Origin of the sequence: Lysinibacillus sp. NPDC093190, assembly GCF_050280425.1 — a bacterium.
Lineage (GTDB): Bacteria > Bacillota > Bacilli > Bacillales_A > Planococcaceae > Lysinibacillus.
In genome coordinates this window covers 188,340-207,340 of the sequence record NZ_JBNNVG010000003.1, presented here as the reverse complement: position 1 = coordinate 207,340, position 19,001 = coordinate 188,340, and the positions used below count along the sequence as shown (strand labels likewise).

The following is a 19,001-nucleotide window of genomic DNA, read 5'->3' as shown; positions in this document are numbered from 1 at the left end:
CATAATTGATTCCGGAGGCTTTAGCCCAACACGATGTTGGTCACTCAGTCGTGTGTTGTTGCTGCCGCTGCGCTTTCGCACAGATAAAACCCTATTGCTGTCGCTTCGTTTTCGCACAGATAAATTGCCACAGGACGTGACGTTCTTAGACTGAGTTCCTCTATTTCAGCGGCAGTTTGGCGACCCGCCGAAAGAAAGTAAGCAATAATTAGTACGAAAAAAAGACGAGAAGGTTTCATAGTAGCTCTCGTCATTTTCTTTCACTTCATCTGGCAGTCATTCACCATACCTTAGATATATGAATGTCTTCCTGCACTAAATTTCCTCTGTCCAACCATTTTGTTGTTTCACCTTACCAGCTTTCAAAAGTGTACCTAGCGCACGTTTAAATGCAGCTTTACTCATATTAAACATTTCTTGAATTTCATCAGGTGAGGATTTATCGCCAAATGGCATTTTGCCCCCAACATCTTGTAAATAATTTAATATTTTTTGTGCATCATCTGAAATGCGTTCATGCTTACGTGGTAAAAGTGAAGCATTCATTGAGCCATCATCTTTTACATCAATAATACGAACATCTACGTCTTGTCCAAGACGAGGTTCTGCATTACGCTCTGACTCATGAACAAAAATACGGTAGGGAATCTCCACACCTAATAAAAATGAGCCAACTGGTAATAAACGATATGGACGTGCCTTAATATTTTTATTATGCAGTTCTTCAAATGCACCTTCATACAATTCCGAAATTTTTTCTTCAGTTACTAAACGTCCAAATAAATCACCATTGCGATCTGTGCGTAATGTCATAAATAAATGGTCGCCTGGTGCTGGCCAAAGCTCTTTTACTGCAGGTAAATCTTCAGCCTTTACTAGTACCTCGCGTGACGTTCCGATATCTACAAAGGCCCCTTCATGCTCGACTACTTTTAGAACACGAGCCCAGCCATATTCCCCTTGTACGAAAGATGGTATAGCTGTTGTTGCTGCTAAATCGCCACGACGATCCGCAAATAAAAATACTTCAAGGCGGTCACCTACTGCAAGTGGCTCTGTTACCTCTGAAGCATTTAAGGGCAGTTCGTCAACTCCATTTGTTAAGATCCATTTCGATGCTTGTTGCTCTAATACAGTTAACGTAACAACTTCACCTGATTTTAATTCGTTCATATTGTCTTCCTTTCCCTCTTACCATCATTTTCACAAAAACTTTAGAAATTATGATGTGTTCTAGATGCCTCTAGTTTTTTAACGATGTCCGGATTTTCTTCCATTACCTGCACAAGATCCGCAATTCGATCAATTGAGTTCCAACTTAAATGATGTTCAATTCCTTCTACATCATCGTAAATTCGCTCTTCATCTACACCAATGATTCGCAAAAATTGCTCTAGAAGCTCATGGCGCTGTACAAGACGTTTTCCTAGCTTTTCTCCTCTAGGCGTCAATGTAAGGCCACGGTATTTTTCATAAACTAAATAACCATCTTTATCTAATTTTTGAACCATTTTTGTAACAGAAGAAGGAAGAACAGATAATGCTTCAGCAATGTCAGACACACGAGCATACCCTTTATTAGTAATTAATAAGTATATTTGTTCGATATGGTCCTCCATACTTGGTGTTGGCATATCCTATTCCCTCTCTTTCCTTTTCTTACTCTCTAGTTTACTACAAGCTTGCCTTAAAAGTTAACTGAAAATACATATGCCAGAAAATCAATACATGTGCAACATAAAAAAACCAACTTCATATGCTGGCTCCCATGTAGTTGGAAAATTTGTGTCAATGAAATTAAGGTATCATTTTAAACAAAGTATGTCTTTTCGGCAAAGCAAGGGGTTGATTTCCGTTCCAGTCTACTCGCTTTCCCACGGGAGTCGAGTAGCCTTCCACTCCAATCAACAATAGCGTAGAGATATTGTGAATTTTATCCATTTCAAAAGTGAATGCTTTGGCTACTCATCGGACGCCCACAGGAAAGCGCCCAGTCGGAATGGAAATCAACCGCTCACTTTGCAGAAAAGACACACTTTATTTAATAAGACATTTAATTTCCTTAACCATTTATTTTTCAAAAACATGAAAAGCCAACTTCATATTGAAGTTGGCTCTTCCTTATGTCGAGGATACTTATTTACCACATGTAATGCATGAATAATCTCTTTATTGATTCGTTCGATATTTTCAGGAGTATTCATCATTTTAAATGCTTCATCTCGGGATTCCATAGATGTAACATACTTACTAGGCAATGCATTCAGTGTAAGTGCCACTGCGTCAAGTTCACAGATTTCACATTTACAAAATGTTTGATATTCCGGTCCTCGTAATAGAAAACTTACTAAACCACACACAATTTCCTCTGTAACATTTACTAAAATAGGATCTGACATATTCAAACCTTCGCCTCATTTATATTTAATTGTTACATTATTCCTGAGACCATAATAGCGTTAACAAAGCTTTTTTTCAAGAATCGCTAGTAGCATCTATATCAATAAATATTACTAGCCCCTCAGAATGACTAATTTCCTACACATTTCCACCGGATTATATCTTATTCACCATTTCTTAGATTTGATTAATCGTAATGAGTTAAAAACAACTATTAATGTAGCACCCATATCTGCAAAGATTGCAATCCATAATGTTAGCCATCCTGGGATAACGAGTAACAGAGCAACAAATTTTAGGGCTAGGGCAAATATAATGTTCTCTTTAATAATGCGTAATGTTTTTCTACTTAAACCAATTGTATAAGGAAGCTTAGTTAAATCATCACCCATTAATGCGATATCCGCAGTTTCTAGTACCGCATCAGTGCCAGCACCGCCCATTGCAATACCAACATTGGCTGAGGCAAGTGCAGGAGCATCATTGACACCATCTCCTACCATCGCCACTGCGCCAAACTGTGCACGTAAATCTTTAATGGCCATTAATTTTTCTGCAGGTAATAAACTTGCTCTTACATCTGTCATATTTAAAGAAGTTGCAATTGCCTGTGCTGTTGGTTCTGCATCACCTGTTAGCATAACTTTATGCTTCACTTTTAAACCATTTAATTTATTTAAGACATCTTTACTTTCTTGACGTAATTGATCAGCAATACCAATCATCCCAATAAACTGATCATTACTAACAGCTGCTACAACTGTTTTACCCTGTTGTTGAAGTTTTTCAACCTGTTCTTTTATTGTTTCATCAACAGTCGTTAATGTAGCAATCCATTTTAAGCTTCCTACATAAATTGTTTGACCATCTACCGTTGCATAGGCACCCTTGCCTGTTACGGATTGAAAGTCTGTTGGCGTAAGCTCTGTTAAATTTTTCTCATGCAATGCCTGTATAATTGCTTTAGCTAATGGATGCTGTGATTGCTTTTCAACGGCCGCTACTAGCTGTAAAACATAATCCTCAGACACTTCCCGCGATGTAAAAATATCTGTTACAGCAGGTTGACCTTTTGTAAGTGTACCTGTCTTATCAAATGCTATTGCTTCAATATGACCAAGCTGTTCTAAATGGATACCACCTTTAATAAGAACGCCTTGTCTAGCAGCATTCCCGATTGCCGTAACAATAGCAACTGGTGTAGAAACGACTAATGCACATGGACAGCCTACAACAAGTACTGCTAATCCTTGGTAAATCCAATGTTGCCAATCACCTATAAATAAAGGTGGTATAACCGCTACAAGTAAAGCAACAATCATAATTGCAGGTGTATAGTATTTCGCAAAGCGATCAACGAACTGCTGTGACGGTGCTTTTTCTGCCTGCGCTTCTTCAACAAGATGAATGATTTTTGCAATTGTTGTGTCCTCTACTCGCTTTGTCACACGAACCTCTAGGGCACCTTCTTCATTTAGAGTTCCTGCAAATACTTCGTCATTGACTGTTTTATTGACCGGGATAGATTCACCTGTAATCGCCGCCTGATTCACCGCTGACAACCCACTAACTACAATTCCGTCCATAGCAATCTTCTGACCAGGTTTTACGATTAAAATGTCGCCAATTTCAATCTCCTCCGTCAGCAGCTCCATTTCATGGAAATGCTCGCCATGCGCCCGCTTTATCGTTGCTGTTGGTGGGGCTATATCCATTAGCTGACGAATCGATTGACGCGCCTTATCCATCGAATACGCTTCAAGTGCTTCACTTACTGCGAATAAAAAGACAACAACGGCAGCTTCTTCCCATTCACCTATAATAGCTGCACCTATTACTGCAATGGTCATCAGCGTCTTCATATCAAATTCAAAGCGTGCTAGATTGCGGAAACCTGTTTTAAAAATTCCAATTCCCCCAACTAGAATCGCGATGATAAACATCCCAATAGTTAACGGTTCAGTTTCACTACGCATTGCTCCAAATACATATCCAAGCATTATAAATAACAAAGAGATTCCAGCTAATATATTTTCTATTTTTCGATAAAAAGGTGTTGATTTTTCAATTATTTTTGCTGTTGATTGGGATACTTTTATGCCATCGAAGGCACCTGCTTCTTCAAGTTGATCAACATCTATATCACCTATAACTGTTATTTTAGAAGCACCAAAATTCACTTGTGCATCCTGTACCTCTGGAATAGCCTTCACGTTTTTTTCGAACTTTGCTGCACAGCTGGCACAAGATAAGTTTTGTAGCCTATATTCTTGTTTAGTTGGTGTCGCTACCATTTGCAATCCCCTCTTTCACATGTTCGTAGGCAACCGTTACAATTTGATACACATGCTCATCAGCTAAAGAGTAATACATCTGCTTTCCTTTACGATATGATTTCGCTAAATTATTATCTTTCAAATAACGTAAATGATGCGATGCTGTTGCTACTGACGAGCCAATAATAGAGGCAACATCACAAACACATAATTCATCTTCAACTGTTAAGGCATACGTAATTTTAAGTCTTGTTTCATCAGATAATGCCTTTAAAAATTTTGCTACTCCTGATAAATCTGGCATTTGCTGTTGTACCTTAATGACTGATTCTTCATGAACATGTGTTATCTCACATACTTCTTTTGGCATTTTCTCACCTCATTCAAATATTCGTTTGATTGTTTTCAACATAACATAATATCCCATCATATTCAAACAAATATTTGAATGTAAATGATTTATATCACAAATTTAAAAATGTCTTTGTTTAAACTGCTAACTCATAAATATAAAAGAAAAAAAAGCTATCACTTCAATGTGATAACTTTTTTCAAATGAAATTAAGATGTCATATTAAATAAAGTGAAGATTCAACAACATAATAGCAAATTAGCCACTCGATACACTAATAAGGCATGCTAAGAGGTTGATTGGAGTCGAGACTGAGAGACTCTTGGGGATCAGCAATAGAGGAACGAAGGCTAAAAGCATCACGTCCTGTGATAACGCCTTCGTGACCAACCTCGTGCTGCTGCCACTACGTTAGCACTACGCTTTCGCGCAAAAAACATCTGTTGTCCCAAGCGGCTCATCGGACGCTCCTAGGAAGCTCTGCGCGAAAGCGAAGCGTCAGCAACAAATGTTTTATCTGTGCGAAAGCGAAGCGTCAGCAAAAAAGCGCTCAGTCGGAACGGAAATCAACCCCTCGTTTTACCGAAAAACCACGTTGTCTTAATATAAAAGCGTATTAGATTTTTATAGCCTCTCATCCTATTTTGCTTTTAATCGTAACGTTTTACCTTTAATATCTTCTTTTCTCACAAACGTTTGATGATAATTTCCATTAGCCCAATCCATTACTTGATCTTGATACCAGGCAGATTTTACATGTCCACTCTGTCCCGGACCAACGATATGATAGGCTGAGCTTAAATCACCAACATCTACAACAAAGCGCCATGATGCCCCGTGATCAACATTACCAGCTAAATCATTATCAGCAGCTTGAACAGTAACCTTTGAACCACCAATAGCAACCTTTTTAGCATTAAAATATGCCGCAAGAATCGGCGAAGATTTACCTAATGTATGGTCAAAGGTAAGTTGATGGAAGTCACCCCATTTCCATTTCGATACGTTTTTTCCGAATTGATCTTCTATTTGTGCGATAGTGAGCTCTAACGCCTTGTAAACTGTTGCATCGACTCCACCTTGCTCCTCGATCCATATGCTCTTGTTACCTGCATAAGCTGTACGTAAAAGCTGGTCAGTAATATTAAATTTCCCATACATTAATTCATACATATCTTCTGGCATCTGACCCTTAAATAACACTTCCTGTAACTTTTCCATTAATGTATGGAACACTAATGGCGCGCCTGAATCCTTTGCATCTACCATATCCCAATTCTCCAATAATTTAATAACATCTTTATATTTTCCATCCTGATCTTGTGCTTTTATCGACGTTAATAAATATAGTAAAAACTCACGAGCATATAGGTTATGCTGATCCATTTGTAAGTTCATCATATCTTCCACTGTTAAAGAATCGTTCGCCTCTAAAACTTCCTTAATCCGTTCAAAACGATAAGGCTGTGCCCAGAAATCTGTTATATGATAAGGATATTCTTCCCCAATGACTTCATTGTTCGCTGTTGCAATAAAGCCTTCATCTGGATTTACTACAGTCGGAAGCTCATTCCATGGGATAAAGCCCTCCCACCCATAGTCACTAGAATCACCCGGTACTGGTAATTGCCCGTCTCCTTTTTTTCGAATCGGAATTTGACCATTCGCTTTATAGGCAATCGTGCCATCCTTTGATGCAAAGACAAAGTTTTGAGCTGGTGCCTTAAAATCCTCTAATGCTTTTTCAAATTCAGTCCAGGATTTCGCCTTATTAAAGCCTAGTACTGCACGTAGCTCTGTCGTAGGCTGCAGTGCCGTCCACTGCATCGAAAATTGTGCTGTAGGCTCAGTATCTTTAAAAGCTAAATCTGTCATGATTGGGCCATGACGTGTGACAACGACTTTAAAATCTACCGTTTCTCCGTCCTTTACCTTAATCGGTTCATCACGTACCTCTGCTTGCTCCCACTTGCCATCATAGCTGAACTGTGTTGGATTATTCGGATTTGGTATTTCAATATATAAATCCTGTACATCAGGTCCAACGTTCGTTACTCCCCATGCAATGTTATCGGTGTGGCCTAAAATAATTCCTGGAACACCTGCAAAGATTACGCCACTAACATTTTGCTCAGGAGATTGTAGATGCATTTGATACCAAATAGATGGTGTACTTAATCCTAAATGTGGATCATCCGCTAAAATTGGCGTACCGTTTTTTGTTTTCTTCCCCGATACAACCCAGTTATTACTACCGTTAAATTCATTTGGCAACAGGTCTGCATTAAAATGCCCTGCCACGGCTACTGGATTTTCTTTATTTGCCTGAAGGATGGATGAAGCGTTTTTAGGATACTTTATAAATAATTCTTTAGCTTTTTCTTCATCAAAGTTTTGTAAAGCCCAATGACGGAACGCAAGCGTATTCCAATTACCACCTAAGTCATAGGCCATATATTTACCAATAGTAAGAGAATCTACAACGGACCACTCCTCTGGTTCGTAGCCTAGTAATGCAAATTCATAACTTAATGTATTATTTTTCTTTGCCTGTACAATAAAAGTATTGACGCCATCTGCAAACCACTCAAGTACCTGTCTACTTTCTGCATCATAGGTAGATAATGACTTTTCAGCTGCATCACGCAAGCTAAACGTTCGGAAATGTTTATCAGTATCAATAGTTGCCTCACCGATTATTTCCGACAAACGACCACTAGCTTGTCTCCGAGCTAAATCCATTTGAAACAGTCGATCTTGTGCTTGAACATAGCCTTGTGCACGATACAAATCTGCATCTGTCTTAGCAAAAATATGAGGGATTCCCTTGTCATCCCTTGTGACAGTTACATCTTCGTCTAGCACACTTAACGAAAGCTCTCCATCAATTACTGGTTTTGATTTATTCATAAACCATGTAAATCCGATAAATACGACAATAGCTACTACAGCTAAAAATCCTGCTATAGCCAGTAGCCACTTTTTCCATGTAAACTTTCTCACATCTCAACCCCCTTCTTTGCAATATATTCTTTTACCCGCTTTCAAATCCTTTTAAAAGTTTTGAAATTTAACTTCTTTCAGCTGGTGTCCAAGAAGTTAAAGCCTCCGGCGGATGTCATGGAATCGGCTTTGTGCAAGCACAAAGCCGATTCCAGACACAATTATGCCGAGGCATAATTGATTATTTATTGCGTTGCAGTATAAAAAAGAGGTTGGGACATAACTAAATGGTTCCTTCGAAAAGTCGAATAATTTCTAAATTAACAAAACACGATAAATAGAAAAACCGAACTATTCCGAAACACTTCATAAGCGTTTCATTGAATAGTTCGGTATTTTTGTTGGCTGAAACACTTTTGTCCCAGCCTCTTTTATGTTGTTGAAAAACTATAGTCATAAAGAGGATCTTTGTGAATGTTGTAGCACTTTAAAAGAGAGTGGTTTCCATCCCGGGCTAATAGCTTTCCAGTGAGAGCTCTTCCCCTGCTTATGTTGTTGTTGTTGTTGTTGCTGTCGCTACGCTTCCGCACAATATACATCTTTGGCTAAAGCGTTCTATCACTAAAAATTAGAATGACATGCCAGAAGATACATGCTATGTGAAGTGGTTGATTGGAGTGGAGACTGAGCGACTCCTTGGGGATCAGCGTCACAGATGAGACCCTGGAGCGAGCACACAGGGGAACGAAGGCTAAAACCATCACGTCCTGTGATAACGCCTTCGTGACCAACATCGTGCTGCTGCCGCTACGTTAGCACTACGCTTTCGCGCAAAAAACATCTGTTGGCCCAAGCGGCTCATCGGACGCCCCCAGGAAGCTTTGCTCTGTGCGAAAGCGAAACGGCAGCGACAAAGCGCTCAGTAGGAACGGAAATCAACCACTTATTCTGCCGAAGAGCCCTACTTTAATTGACCTTTTTATTTTCATAGATATTACTGACCAAGCTGTAATTCAATTGGACAATGATCACTGCCCATAATTTGTGAATGAATGCTTGCCACATTAATGTTGTTCTTTAGTCTTTCAGAAACAATAAAGTAGTCAATACGCCATCCGATATTACGCTCGCGTACTTTATTCATATAAGACCACCATGTATAATGATCTGTTGTATCTGGATACATATAGCGGAATGAATCTACAAAACCACTTGCCAATAGCTCCGTCATTTTTTCACGTTCTTCATATGTAAAACCTGAATTACCGACATTAGACTTCGCATTTTTTAAATCAATTTCCATATGTGCGACGTTTAAATCGCCACAGTAAACTATAGGTTTCTTGGAATCTAACTCTTTTAAATATAGCGCTAATCGATCCTCCCATTCTAAACGAAGAGGTAATCTCGCTAAATCACGCTGTGAATTGGGGGTATAAACATTCACTAAGTAAAAACCTTCATACTCTAGTGTAATAATCCTTCCCTCTTCCTGCGATTCATCCTCACCAACGCCATAACGTATTGCAAGTGGAGTATGTTTTGTAAAAATGGCTGTACCTGAATAACCTTTCTTCTGTGCATAATTCCAATATTGCTCATATCCCTCAAGTGAAATCTTCACTTGTTCAGCCTGACACTTTGTTTCTTGAATACAGAAAAAATCTGCATCTACATGATTAAAGAAATCTAAAAACCCTTTACCTAAACAGGCCCGAATTCCATTAACATTCCATGATATAAACTTCATTTTCTGTCTCACTCCTCAAAAAAAACGCCCTCCACCATTAGCGAAGGGCATAGTATCCTATAATTCGTCACCAACGATTTTTACTTCTGTTTCTAAATCGATGCCAAACTTTTCTTTAACTACTCGTTGTACCATTTGGATTGTTGCAATATATTCAGTAGCCGTTGCATTACCTTTATTAACAATAAAGCCTGCATGCTTCGTTGATACCTCTGCATCACCTACACCTTTTCCTTGTAAGCCACTATCTTGAATAAGCTTGCCAGCAAAGTGACCTGGTGGGCGCTTAAAAACACTTCCTGCAGATGGGTATTCTAACGGCTGCTTAGATTCTCGCTGAAACGTTAAATCAGCAATTTTTGCATCAATTTCTTCCTGCACACCTTTTGCTAATTGAAATTCGGATGATAATACAAAATAGCCCTTCTTGGCAATGATACTTTGACGATAGCCGAGTTCAAGATCTTCTTTCGACAATATTAAAATTTCGCCTTCTTTTGTTAACACTTTCGAGGAAATAATAATATCCTTAATTTCACCGCCATATGCACCTGCATTCATTGCCATAGCTCCACCAACTGAGCCTGGGATACCACATGCAAATTCAAAACCTGTTAAAGATGCTGCCGCAGCCAGTTTCGATACATCCTTAATAAGTGCACCGCTTTGTGCATAAACACGGTCATCATTAATGCGAATCTCATCTAAAAATGAAAATGTAACAACGATCCCTCGATGACCGCCATCACGAACGACCATATTAGATCCATTACCTAACATTAATAAAGGTATATTATTCTTATGGGCATAGCGAATAACTATTACTGCCTCTTCCTCTGTTTCAACGAGAACAAAAACATCCGCTTTACCGCCTAATTTTGTCATAGTATATTGCTGTAATGATTCATCTAACTTAATATTGGCTGGATTAACGCTCTGTGCTAAATCCGCCACCCATTGTTCTTTTGTCATGAGAGCTAATTCCTTTCTAACGTCCTTCTTACTCTACACTAGTATGGATTTAGAACCCTAATTTGACAAGTAAAATGAAGGTTATTTTTTATCTCGCCCTAACGGTTAACGAGACTTCTTGTGCAGAGATGATGAATATGATAAAGAATTCATAGTCACTAGAATTACATATGTCCAATGTTTATCTATCCATCAAAAATTTCGAGATAGCCTTCATACTTATCAATTATGCCTCGGCATAATTGCGTCCGGAATCGGCCTTGTGCTTAGGCCTGCACGAGGGCCGACACGATGTCGGTCATTGTAATGCCACAGGACGTGGCGTTCTTAGACTGAGTTCATCTATTTCAGAGGTTGTTTGGACACCCGCTGAAAAGTGACTTAAAACCGCATTTATCTCACTACCTATAGAAGTGGGAGACTTCTGTACCTGTCGCTACGCTTTCGGTACAAAAGACATTTGCAGAAAGAAGTTAAAGCCAGCTCGTTGCCCATGATTCGATATTGCGGATTGCTCCTTCTAGTGCCCAACCTTTATCTGTCAAAGAATACTCAACACGCACCGGTACCTCTGAATATACTTTTCGTTTAACAAGCCCTTCTTTTTCTAGCTCTTTTAAACGTTCGGATAATAAACGACCACTTACAGGTAATGAAGATTCAATCTCATTAAAGCGCTGTGGCCCGTCTAATAATTGATATAAAATTAGCCCTGTCCAGCGTTTTCCGATTAAATCCATTGCTTTAGCTAAACGAGGACATAAATTTGTCTCACTCATTTTTTTCACCTCTTATGTACTCTATTGTAACGATTATTTTTAAAAAAGTAAATTTGAAGTAACTTATTTACTTACAGTAATTTGTTTACTGTTTTTTATTTAATTACTAAATGTAACTAATGGATGTTTTATCATTTAAATAAAGACTAATGATGCCAAAGAAATTAACCATGACCGTCCGATTAGAGGCGAGTCAAGGTCTTCTAATAACAGCAATGAAAATGGCAACTTACTTCTAAATAGATGCACATGATTTTATTATTATGACTCCTTCCATTGTTGTATCCCCTTTGTAAAAGAAAAGATTACGTACGGTTATGACGTTATGTCGACAAAATCATCTTTCGCGAATCAGAGTTTTTATAATCATTTTAAACATTCACAAAAGAAACTTTTATCAATGTAATATTTTCTCATTTTTTCAAAAAACTCATTGAATATCTGAATTGTTTAATTTATTATTCGTGTAAGATACTGTTTTAGGGGGCTTTTCCAATGAAAAAGTATGCGATTGATTTTAGTCATTCAACTATTGGCTTTTCTGTACGACATATGATGGTATCAAAAATATATGGTGTATTGAATCGTACAATGCAGAAATAGCTGTGTCAGATATTGAACAAATGGCGGATGCAAACATATCATTCACAATCGCTGTTGCTAGTGTTTCTACGAAAAACTTTGATCGCGATGTGCATCTTGTATCTCCTGATTTTTTTGACGCTGACATTTATCCAAAAATTTCATTTATGTCTACATATATTGAAAAACTAGAAGATATGAAGTTTGCTATACATTGAGATTTAACTATTAAAGACATAACGAAGCCTATCGTATTTACAACAGTATATACAGGGAACGATGTAAATCCATGGGCGCAAGAAGTACAATGGATTCCAAGCTAAGGCATAAATTGACTGTCGAGATGTTAATTTAGTTTACAAAAACCTCTTAGAAACAGGTGGTGTATTAATTAGTGATGTAATTGATGTTTTGGTGGATCTTGAAATAAATCCTTTATAACGACTTCAAGCACATATTTCATAGATTGGAGGCCTTTTATGGTTGGGTTTGATGAATTCTCTTATGCACCCAGTTTTATTTCAATAATATTTTTTATCGTGTTCGGTATTATGGCATTTACTATTATTAGAGGTATTTTACAATGGTCGAAAAACAACAATGAACCAGTATTAACAGTACCCGCTAAAGTCGTAACAAAACGTTCAAATACTCGTGGAGGTTCTGGTAACTCTAGTGCTCATACGTCGTACTATGTAACATTTGAAGTGCAAAGTGGCGATCGTCTAGAATTAAAAATGAATGGTCATGATTATGGACAGCTTGCAGATGGGGACTTTGGCTTATTAACATTTCAAGGAACACGTTATCATGCATTTGAGCGACACAAAAAGGAGAGCAGCGTTTAACAACGCGCTCTCCTTTTTAACATTTCATTATTACTTAATTAAATATTTACTAAAGCCACCTTCTGTATCTCCTAAATATTCGATATTGCTACCTGCAGGAATGACTTTTTGTGCAGCCTTAGCAGAGTGGTAAATAATTTTTGTATTTGCTGGGAACGGTGCAAATGACCAGTTGTTATCCGCAGCAGGATTAATTGTTTTATTTTCCATAACGTAATCAATTACAGCTTGGCGATTTTCATAAGCATAGTTTGTTATGTTAGAGCCATCTGTATTTTTAAATGTGGCACCATAAGAACCACCCACGCGGTAATTGTTCGTAATAATGATAAATTCTTGATTTACATCAATTGGTTTACCGTTGTATTGTACGTTTTTAATACGATTTGCTTTTTCATCTACTAGAATACCTCGACTATCATATTTCGCTGGAGATGTTACATCGATTTGATATGTTAAGCCATCTAATACGTCAAAATTGTAAGAACGTGCCTCTGGATCAATAATATTTTGTTCTTCAGTTTTATTTGGATCAACTGTTGTAAAAATACCAGCAGCCATTTCTAACCATTCAATAGCTTGTGCACCTGTTACTTTAATTGTTGCAACCGTATTATCGTAATAATAGATGTCTGCCATATTTTTAATCGCAAGCGGACCTACAGGAATGTTTGTGTAATCTGCAGGGTTATTACGAGAGCCTGCCTTGAAAGGAGCACCAGCAGAAAGTAGTGGTGTTTTTTCATCAGCAGTACCTTTTAACTCTTTTTCAATAAACCATTTTTGAGCTTGTGTCACAATTTGAATAGAAGGATCATCTTGAACCATCGAGAAGTAGCTATGGATTGGTGCAGTTGTCTCACCAACAGGCTGACGTATATACTTCAATGTACCTTCATGAGCTTCTTTAATTGCATTTAAAACTGTATTAGATGGTTGTAAGCCTTCTTGTTTAATAGAACGGATAGATCCTTGTCCAGCCACTACAACCCATTTAGAGCCTTGTTGTTCTAGTTTTAAATCAATGACTCCAAGATAGCTACCATAGCTTCCTGCCATTACAGTAGGCACACCGTTAATTGTCCCTTTTTCTTGATCAACATTTTTAAGATTTTTATAGTCACCTGGGAATGTTAAATGAGAGTGACCAGTAATTAAAGCGTCGACCCCTTCAATCTCAGAGATTTGGTATCCAACGTTTTCGGCACCTTTTACGTAAGTATCCTCACCAATACCCGAGTGTGAAAGTACTACAATTACGTCTGCACCTGCTTTTTGCATTTCTGGTACAACTTCTTTCACCGCTTCAACGGGTTCTTGCATTTCTACTTTGCCTGCTAAATGGATAGCATCCCATTCAACAATTTTCGTAGGTACGATACCTGTAACGCCAACTTTAAGTGTGTGCTTTTTACCTGTATTGTCTACAACCTCTTTATCAAGAATTACATAAGGTGTGTACATATGCTTTTTTGTTTTAGCGTCGTATGTGTTTGCATTTACGACTGGATATTTTGCATCATTTAATACTTCATCTAAAAACTCTAAACCATAGTTGAACTCATGGTTTCCTAAAGTTCCACCATCATATTTCAGTGCATTTAGTGCTGCAATAGCTGGATGAACTTCACCTGGTTTTAAACCATTTTCTAACGCTTTATAAGAGCCTAGTGGTGTTCCTTGAATTAAATCACCATTATCAAATAGTAGTGTATTCGGATTTTCAGCACGAGCTTGTTCAATTAATGTTGCTGTATTTGCTAAACCTATATCAGATGATTCAGCATCTAAAAAATAATTATAATTTGCAAGGTTTGTATGAATATCTGTTGTTCCTAAAATTTGAAGGTCTACTTTAGTTGTAGATGTAGGTAACTTGTATTCAGCTACAAAACGTTCAATAATACTTTGCATTTGATCAGTTGTTACATAGTCACGAGGACGAATTGTGTTATCTTCAAAGCCTTGTAAGATGTTTGCTCCAACAGCATTTGCTAAATCCTGCTTATGTGTTGTAGCAATTTGATCTGCATCTTTAAACTTATTTAATACAGAAAGCGGAGCGTTTTCATTGACTAATCCACGGGCAGAAATAACAAATGCTTGTTGACGTGTCAATTTATCATTTGGACCAAACAATGTCGCAGTTTTACCTTTAATAAGCTTCAATTCTACTGCTTTTTCTACATACGGGGCTAAATCCTTAGAGACGTCAGTGAAGGCAATTTTCGAACCATCACCTAGCTCCACATTTAAGCTTTCTACTAATTCTTTCACGTAATCTCCACGTGTCACATCGCCTGATGCAGCATTTGCGGATAGTCCAAGTGGTAACACCGTGAATAGAACAAGTAACATTGCCAAGAATTTAGTCATTAATTTCTTATTCATGAAACAACCTCCTTATAAATCTAATATTTTCCTACGATTTCTATTATATTATACTAATTGCTTTATTAACTGAACAAATAGTCCTAATTGTATGTATTTTTAAACGAATAGCAAAACACTTTACCAGAAAATGATAGATTAATATTATTTCGTATTTATTTCACATAACGTGATGTTATTAAATGTAAATCGAGAATAAGCGCATAATACCAATATTTCAGAGCTCCTTACCATTACCATACCTCTATGAAAGAAATAAAAAAAAGTTCTCTCAAATCAGAGAGAACTTTTATTAAAAAATAATTTATTATGCGTTTACAGTTTGTAAAGATTGAGCCACTTTTTTAACCGCTTCTAGGCCATTTGCAATAATTTCTTGTGCTTTATCTTGTGACGCGTTATGACCTTCAATGATAACCTCTTCGATAATTTCCATACCGAACATGCCAACAACGTTTTTGATATAGTTAACTGACATTTCCATTGGTTGTGCTTCAGGTGAAGAATAGTAACCACCACGAGCATTTAAAATAACTGCTTTTTTGTCAGCCATTAAGCCTTCTAATTGACCGTTTTCATTATATTTAAATGTATAACCAGCTTGGAATACATAGTCAATGAAAGTTTGTAATTTCGCTGGGATTGTTAAGTTCCAAAGTGGGAAAGCAAATACAACAACATCAGCTGCAGTTAAAGCATCCATTGCTTTTTGTTTTGCTGCTAAAAGACGTGATTCAATGTCAGTTAACGCTTCACCGTTTTGAACTTTACCAAAAGCATTGAAAAGATCTTGACCGAAATAAGGCATATCTTCTGCAAATACGTCAAAAGTCGTTACATCTACACCTTGTACATTTTCCATAAATGCGTCATACATTTTTGTTGAAATACCATCTGGACGGTTGTTAGCTTTTACTACTAATACATTCATTATATAAATTCTCCCTTAAAATCAAAGTTTAATATCTCGAATTCAAGATATATAAGTATATTAAAAAATTTTGCGAAAAAAGTCAACGCTAGTAGACTCAGACTTTTGACCGAAATGCGGTTGATTCAAAATATTTACACCATAACGTAAGATTGATTTCCATTCCGACTGGGCGCTTTCCTGGGGCGTCCGATGAGCCGCTTGGGCCAAAAGGATGTTGGTCACGAAGGCGTTATCACAGGACGTGATGCTTGTAGCCTTCGTTCCTCTATTGCTAATCCCCAAGGAGTCACCCAGTCTCCATTCCAATCAACTTTGCCACATGATAGCGTTTAACAAAGGTCACCCCTTTTGGTAGTGAGCTATTAAAGCATATATGTTAGGTTGCTTGGAGTGTTAAATGAACTTACCCGAGCTTCTTCGTGTTCCGAGAGTATTCTGTAAGGCACCCAACCTTTTCGAAGTCCTTACCCGAATGTTGTTATAGTCTGATCGTCTTCCTTTCAAAAGTGATCAGGTCCTATTATTTCACGAGCTTTTCCAACAGCATTAAAATTTACAACTATCATCGGTACAAACTCCACCATCTTCAGAGCCTGCCATCTTTAATCCTGGTTGTAAGCCTTCTTCCTCTGCTACTTTACGTAAAGTTTCTTCAAATACTTCTTGAGGTTGTGCCCCAGAAATACCGTACTTACGATTTAATACAAAGAACGGTACCCCTCGTACACCAAGCTGCAGTCCTTCTTGTATATCAGTCTCTACTTCTGTTTTAAAATCATCGCTAGAAAGAACCTTTGCAACTTCTTCACGATTCAGACCTACTTGCTCAGCAATATCGATTAATACATCATCCTGGCCAATACGCTTTGCTTCAATAAAATAATTGTGTAATAGTGCTTCAACAAGCGCTGTAACATCCCCTTGTTGTTCTGCCCATTTTACTAGTCGATGCGCTTTTAATGTATTTTCCTCCATTAAATTATCAAAGTTATAATCTAGACCAACTTCTTTTGCGCGAGCAGCAACACCTTGCGTCATTTCCTTCGCTTTTTCTAGCGACATTCCATACTTTTTCGCCAATGCTTCATACGTGGTCACATTTGTATTCACAGGTGTTGTTGGGTCAAGTTGATAGCTTTTATAAACGAGCTCTACCTGCCCTGCATAACCAGTATCCTGAATCGCCTGCTCTAACTGCTTTTTACCAATATAACAAAATGGACATACATAATCTGACCAGATTTCAATTTTCATAGGTAGTCACGCTCCTTTTGCTACATTGTAGCGATAGTAATTACAGTAAGGCAATTTTTATGCTTCATTGCATAAATTTTCAAATCAATCTACATACTGAACGTAAAAACAATGTGAGGGTTATGTATGACACAATCTCTTTGGCTCGGAACAATTGATCCTGTCTCGCTACCATCTCTTCCTGCATCAACAACTTGTGATGTATGTATAATCGGTGGAGGCTTGACTGGACTATATACAGCATATGTCTTAGCAAAATCAGGTGTAGATGTAGTCTTGCTTGAAGCAAATTCCTATATCGGTCATGGTACAACTGGTAATTCAACAGGAAAATTAACTGCACAGCATAGCTTAGTTTATGCCAACCTTATTGAAAAGCTTTCTGTAGATGAAGCACGACTCTATTATCAGCTCAACCAAATAGCCGTAGAAAAAGCATTGCAATTACTCCCTAAAGAAAGTATTCAACAAGTAGATTCATTGCTTTATTGCCAAACAAAAGAAGGCTATGCCCAATTATTAAAAGAATGGAATGCCTATAAAGTATTAAATATTAAGGCGAAAATCACTTCTGATACAGAGCTTCCCTTCCCAATTACAAAAGCACTTAGCATGTCCCAACAGGCACAAATACATCCAGTAGAAGTTTGTAATTTCCTTGTAAAAGAAGCATTATCAATGGGTGCAAAAATCTATACAAATACCCGTGTTCAGCAATTAAACATCCCACAAAATAGCTTACATACCGCAAATGATATGTCGGTTCAATATAACAAACTTATTTTGTGCACACATTATCCAATCGAAGCCTTTAGAGGACTTCAGCTTTTTAAACTTTCTAACAGTCGCTCCTATATGGTTGCTGGGAAAATTACTGATACACTACAAGGTCAATATTTATGCGTCGATAATCCTACTCGGTCTATTCGGACGGCTACCATTAACGGTGAGCATTATTTAGTATTAGGTGGAGCTAATCATATTGCAGGTGAAACAACCAATACGGAGCCCTATTATGAGGCTATTCAAAATGAACTGAAGGCACATTTCGAACAGGATCCAATCTATCGCTGGTCAGCGCAGGATATTGAAACACCTGATATGGTCCCGTATGTTGGCAGGATTACACAGTCCTTGCCTAATGTTTTCATTGCAACTGGCTATCGAAAATGGGGAATTTCTAATTCTTTTGTAGCTGGAGATTTACTATCCTCCCTAATAACAGGAGCAGGGAATGAGGAGGGTGCAATTCCTCTTTATTCGCCAGCACGTACGAAATTTGGGGCTCAGTTTATGCAGATGCTAAAGGTAGGAGGTTTCGTAGCCAAGGAGTTCGTGACAGGTTATGTTAAACATGCCAATACACCTACTTGCACGCATTTAGGCTGTAAAACAAAATGGAATGAAGCCGACGAAACTTGGGATTGCCCTTGTCATGGCTCTCGCTTTAATGCCAAAGGAGAAGTTCTTGAAGGTCCTGCTGTACACCCCTTAAAACTAGATTAAAAAAAGAGGTTGCC

At 37.8% G+C, this 19,001-nt stretch carries 14 protein-coding genes and 1 pseudogene; 3 read left to right on the top strand and 12 right to left on the bottom strand.

Annotation, left to right across the window (positions count from 1 at the left end; translation table 11 throughout):
* Positions 1–315 precede the first annotated feature (315 nt).
* The 9 genes from ACQKOF_RS04560 to ACQKOF_RS04520 all read right to left on the bottom strand — a co-directional run bounded on the left by ACQKOF_RS04560 (position 316) and on the right by ACQKOF_RS04520 (position 11,472).
* Positions 316–1,173: a CvfB family protein gene (locus ACQKOF_RS04560; protein ID WP_427554115.1), complete on the bottom strand. Its 858-nt coding sequence runs from the start codon at positions 1,171–1,173 to the stop codon at positions 316–318.
* Between the two features lie 41 nt (positions 1,174–1,214).
* Positions 1,215–1,634 (bottom strand): transcriptional regulator MntR, encoded by a 420-nt coding sequence (mntR, locus tag ACQKOF_RS04555; protein ID WP_053481939.1) that lies wholly within the window; start codon positions 1,632–1,634, stop codon positions 1,215–1,217.
* A 465-nt stretch (positions 1,635–2,099) separates the two neighbouring features.
* Entirely contained in the window at positions 2,100–2,399 is a 300-nt protein-coding gene (locus ACQKOF_RS04550) for a late competence development ComFB family protein (protein WP_370043854.1), read from the bottom strand.
* A 168-nt stretch (positions 2,400–2,567) separates the two neighbouring features.
* Complete coding sequence (locus ACQKOF_RS04545; protein ID WP_427554112.1) at positions 2,568–4,694, bottom strand: heavy metal translocating P-type ATPase; 2,127 nt, start codon at positions 4,692–4,694, stop codon at positions 2,568–2,570.
* Complete coding sequence (locus tag ACQKOF_RS04540; RefSeq protein WP_370043826.1) at positions 4,675–5,046, bottom strand: ArsR/SmtB family transcription factor; 372 nt, start codon at positions 5,044–5,046, stop codon at positions 4,675–4,677. The genes ACQKOF_RS04545 and ACQKOF_RS04540 overlap by 20 nt, the downstream gene beginning before the upstream one ends.
* 621 nt (positions 5,047–5,667) lie before the next feature.
* Complete coding sequence (locus ACQKOF_RS04535; RefSeq protein WP_427554110.1) at positions 5,668–8,031, bottom strand: penicillin acylase family protein; 2,364 nt, start codon at positions 8,029–8,031, stop codon at positions 5,668–5,670.
* Between the two features lie 934 nt (positions 8,032–8,965).
* Positions 8,966–9,721 carry an exodeoxyribonuclease III gene (locus tag ACQKOF_RS04530; protein ID WP_427554108.1) on the bottom strand — a complete coding sequence of 252 codons (756 nt, stop codon included), beginning with the start codon at positions 9,719–9,721 and terminating at the stop codon, positions 8,966–8,968.
* A 57-nt stretch (positions 9,722–9,778) separates the two neighbouring features.
* Positions 9,779–10,693: a UDP-N-acetylmuramate dehydrogenase gene (gene murB / locus ACQKOF_RS04525; RefSeq protein WP_427554104.1), complete on the bottom strand. Its 915-nt coding sequence runs from the start codon at positions 10,691–10,693 to the stop codon at positions 9,779–9,781.
* A gap of 473 nt (positions 10,694–11,166) precedes the next feature.
* A complete protein-coding gene (locus ACQKOF_RS04520) occupies positions 11,167–11,472 on the bottom strand; it encodes a winged helix-turn-helix transcriptional regulator (RefSeq protein ID WP_400730791.1) in 306 nt (101 codons plus the stop codon).
* A 495-nt stretch (positions 11,473–11,967) separates the two neighbouring features.
* On the opposite strand from ACQKOF_RS04520, the pseudogene ACQKOF_RS04515 reads away from it, so the two are divergent.
* Positions 11,968–12,272: pseudogene (locus ACQKOF_RS04515) on the top strand (YceI family protein).
* Between the two features lie 261 nt (positions 12,273–12,533).
* Positions 12,534–12,902, top strand: coding sequence for a DUF2500 domain-containing protein (locus tag ACQKOF_RS04510; RefSeq protein ID WP_370043820.1), 369 nt, complete (start codon positions 12,534–12,536; stop codon positions 12,900–12,902).
* 30 nt (positions 12,903–12,932) lie between these two features.
* On the opposite strand, the gene ACQKOF_RS04505 is transcribed toward ACQKOF_RS04510, so the two are convergent.
* From ACQKOF_RS04505 to ACQKOF_RS04495, 3 genes are all read right to left on the bottom strand, one after another.
* Positions 12,933–15,293: a bifunctional 2',3'-cyclic-nucleotide 2'-phosphodiesterase/3'-nucleotidase gene (locus ACQKOF_RS04505; protein WP_427554101.1), complete on the bottom strand. Its 2,361-nt coding sequence runs from the start codon at positions 15,291–15,293 to the stop codon at positions 12,933–12,935.
* A 307-nt stretch (positions 15,294–15,600) separates the two neighbouring features.
* Positions 15,601–16,224 carry an FMN-dependent NADH-azoreductase gene (locus ACQKOF_RS04500; protein ID WP_427554099.1) on the bottom strand — a complete coding sequence of 208 codons (624 nt, stop codon included), beginning with the start codon at positions 16,222–16,224 and terminating at the stop codon, positions 15,601–15,603.
* A gap of 549 nt (positions 16,225–16,773) precedes the next feature.
* Positions 16,774–17,481 carry a DsbA family oxidoreductase gene (locus ACQKOF_RS04495; protein ID WP_427554097.1) on the bottom strand — a complete coding sequence of 236 codons (708 nt, stop codon included), beginning with the start codon at positions 17,479–17,481 and terminating at the stop codon, positions 16,774–16,776.
* Between the two features lie 126 nt (positions 17,482–17,607).
* Between ACQKOF_RS04495 and ACQKOF_RS04490 the strand changes: the two genes are divergently transcribed.
* Positions 17,608–18,987: an FAD-dependent oxidoreductase gene (locus ACQKOF_RS04490; RefSeq protein WP_427554095.1), complete on the top strand. Its 1,380-nt coding sequence runs from the start codon at positions 17,608–17,610 to the stop codon at positions 18,985–18,987.
* Positions 18,988–19,001 lie beyond the last annotated feature (14 nt).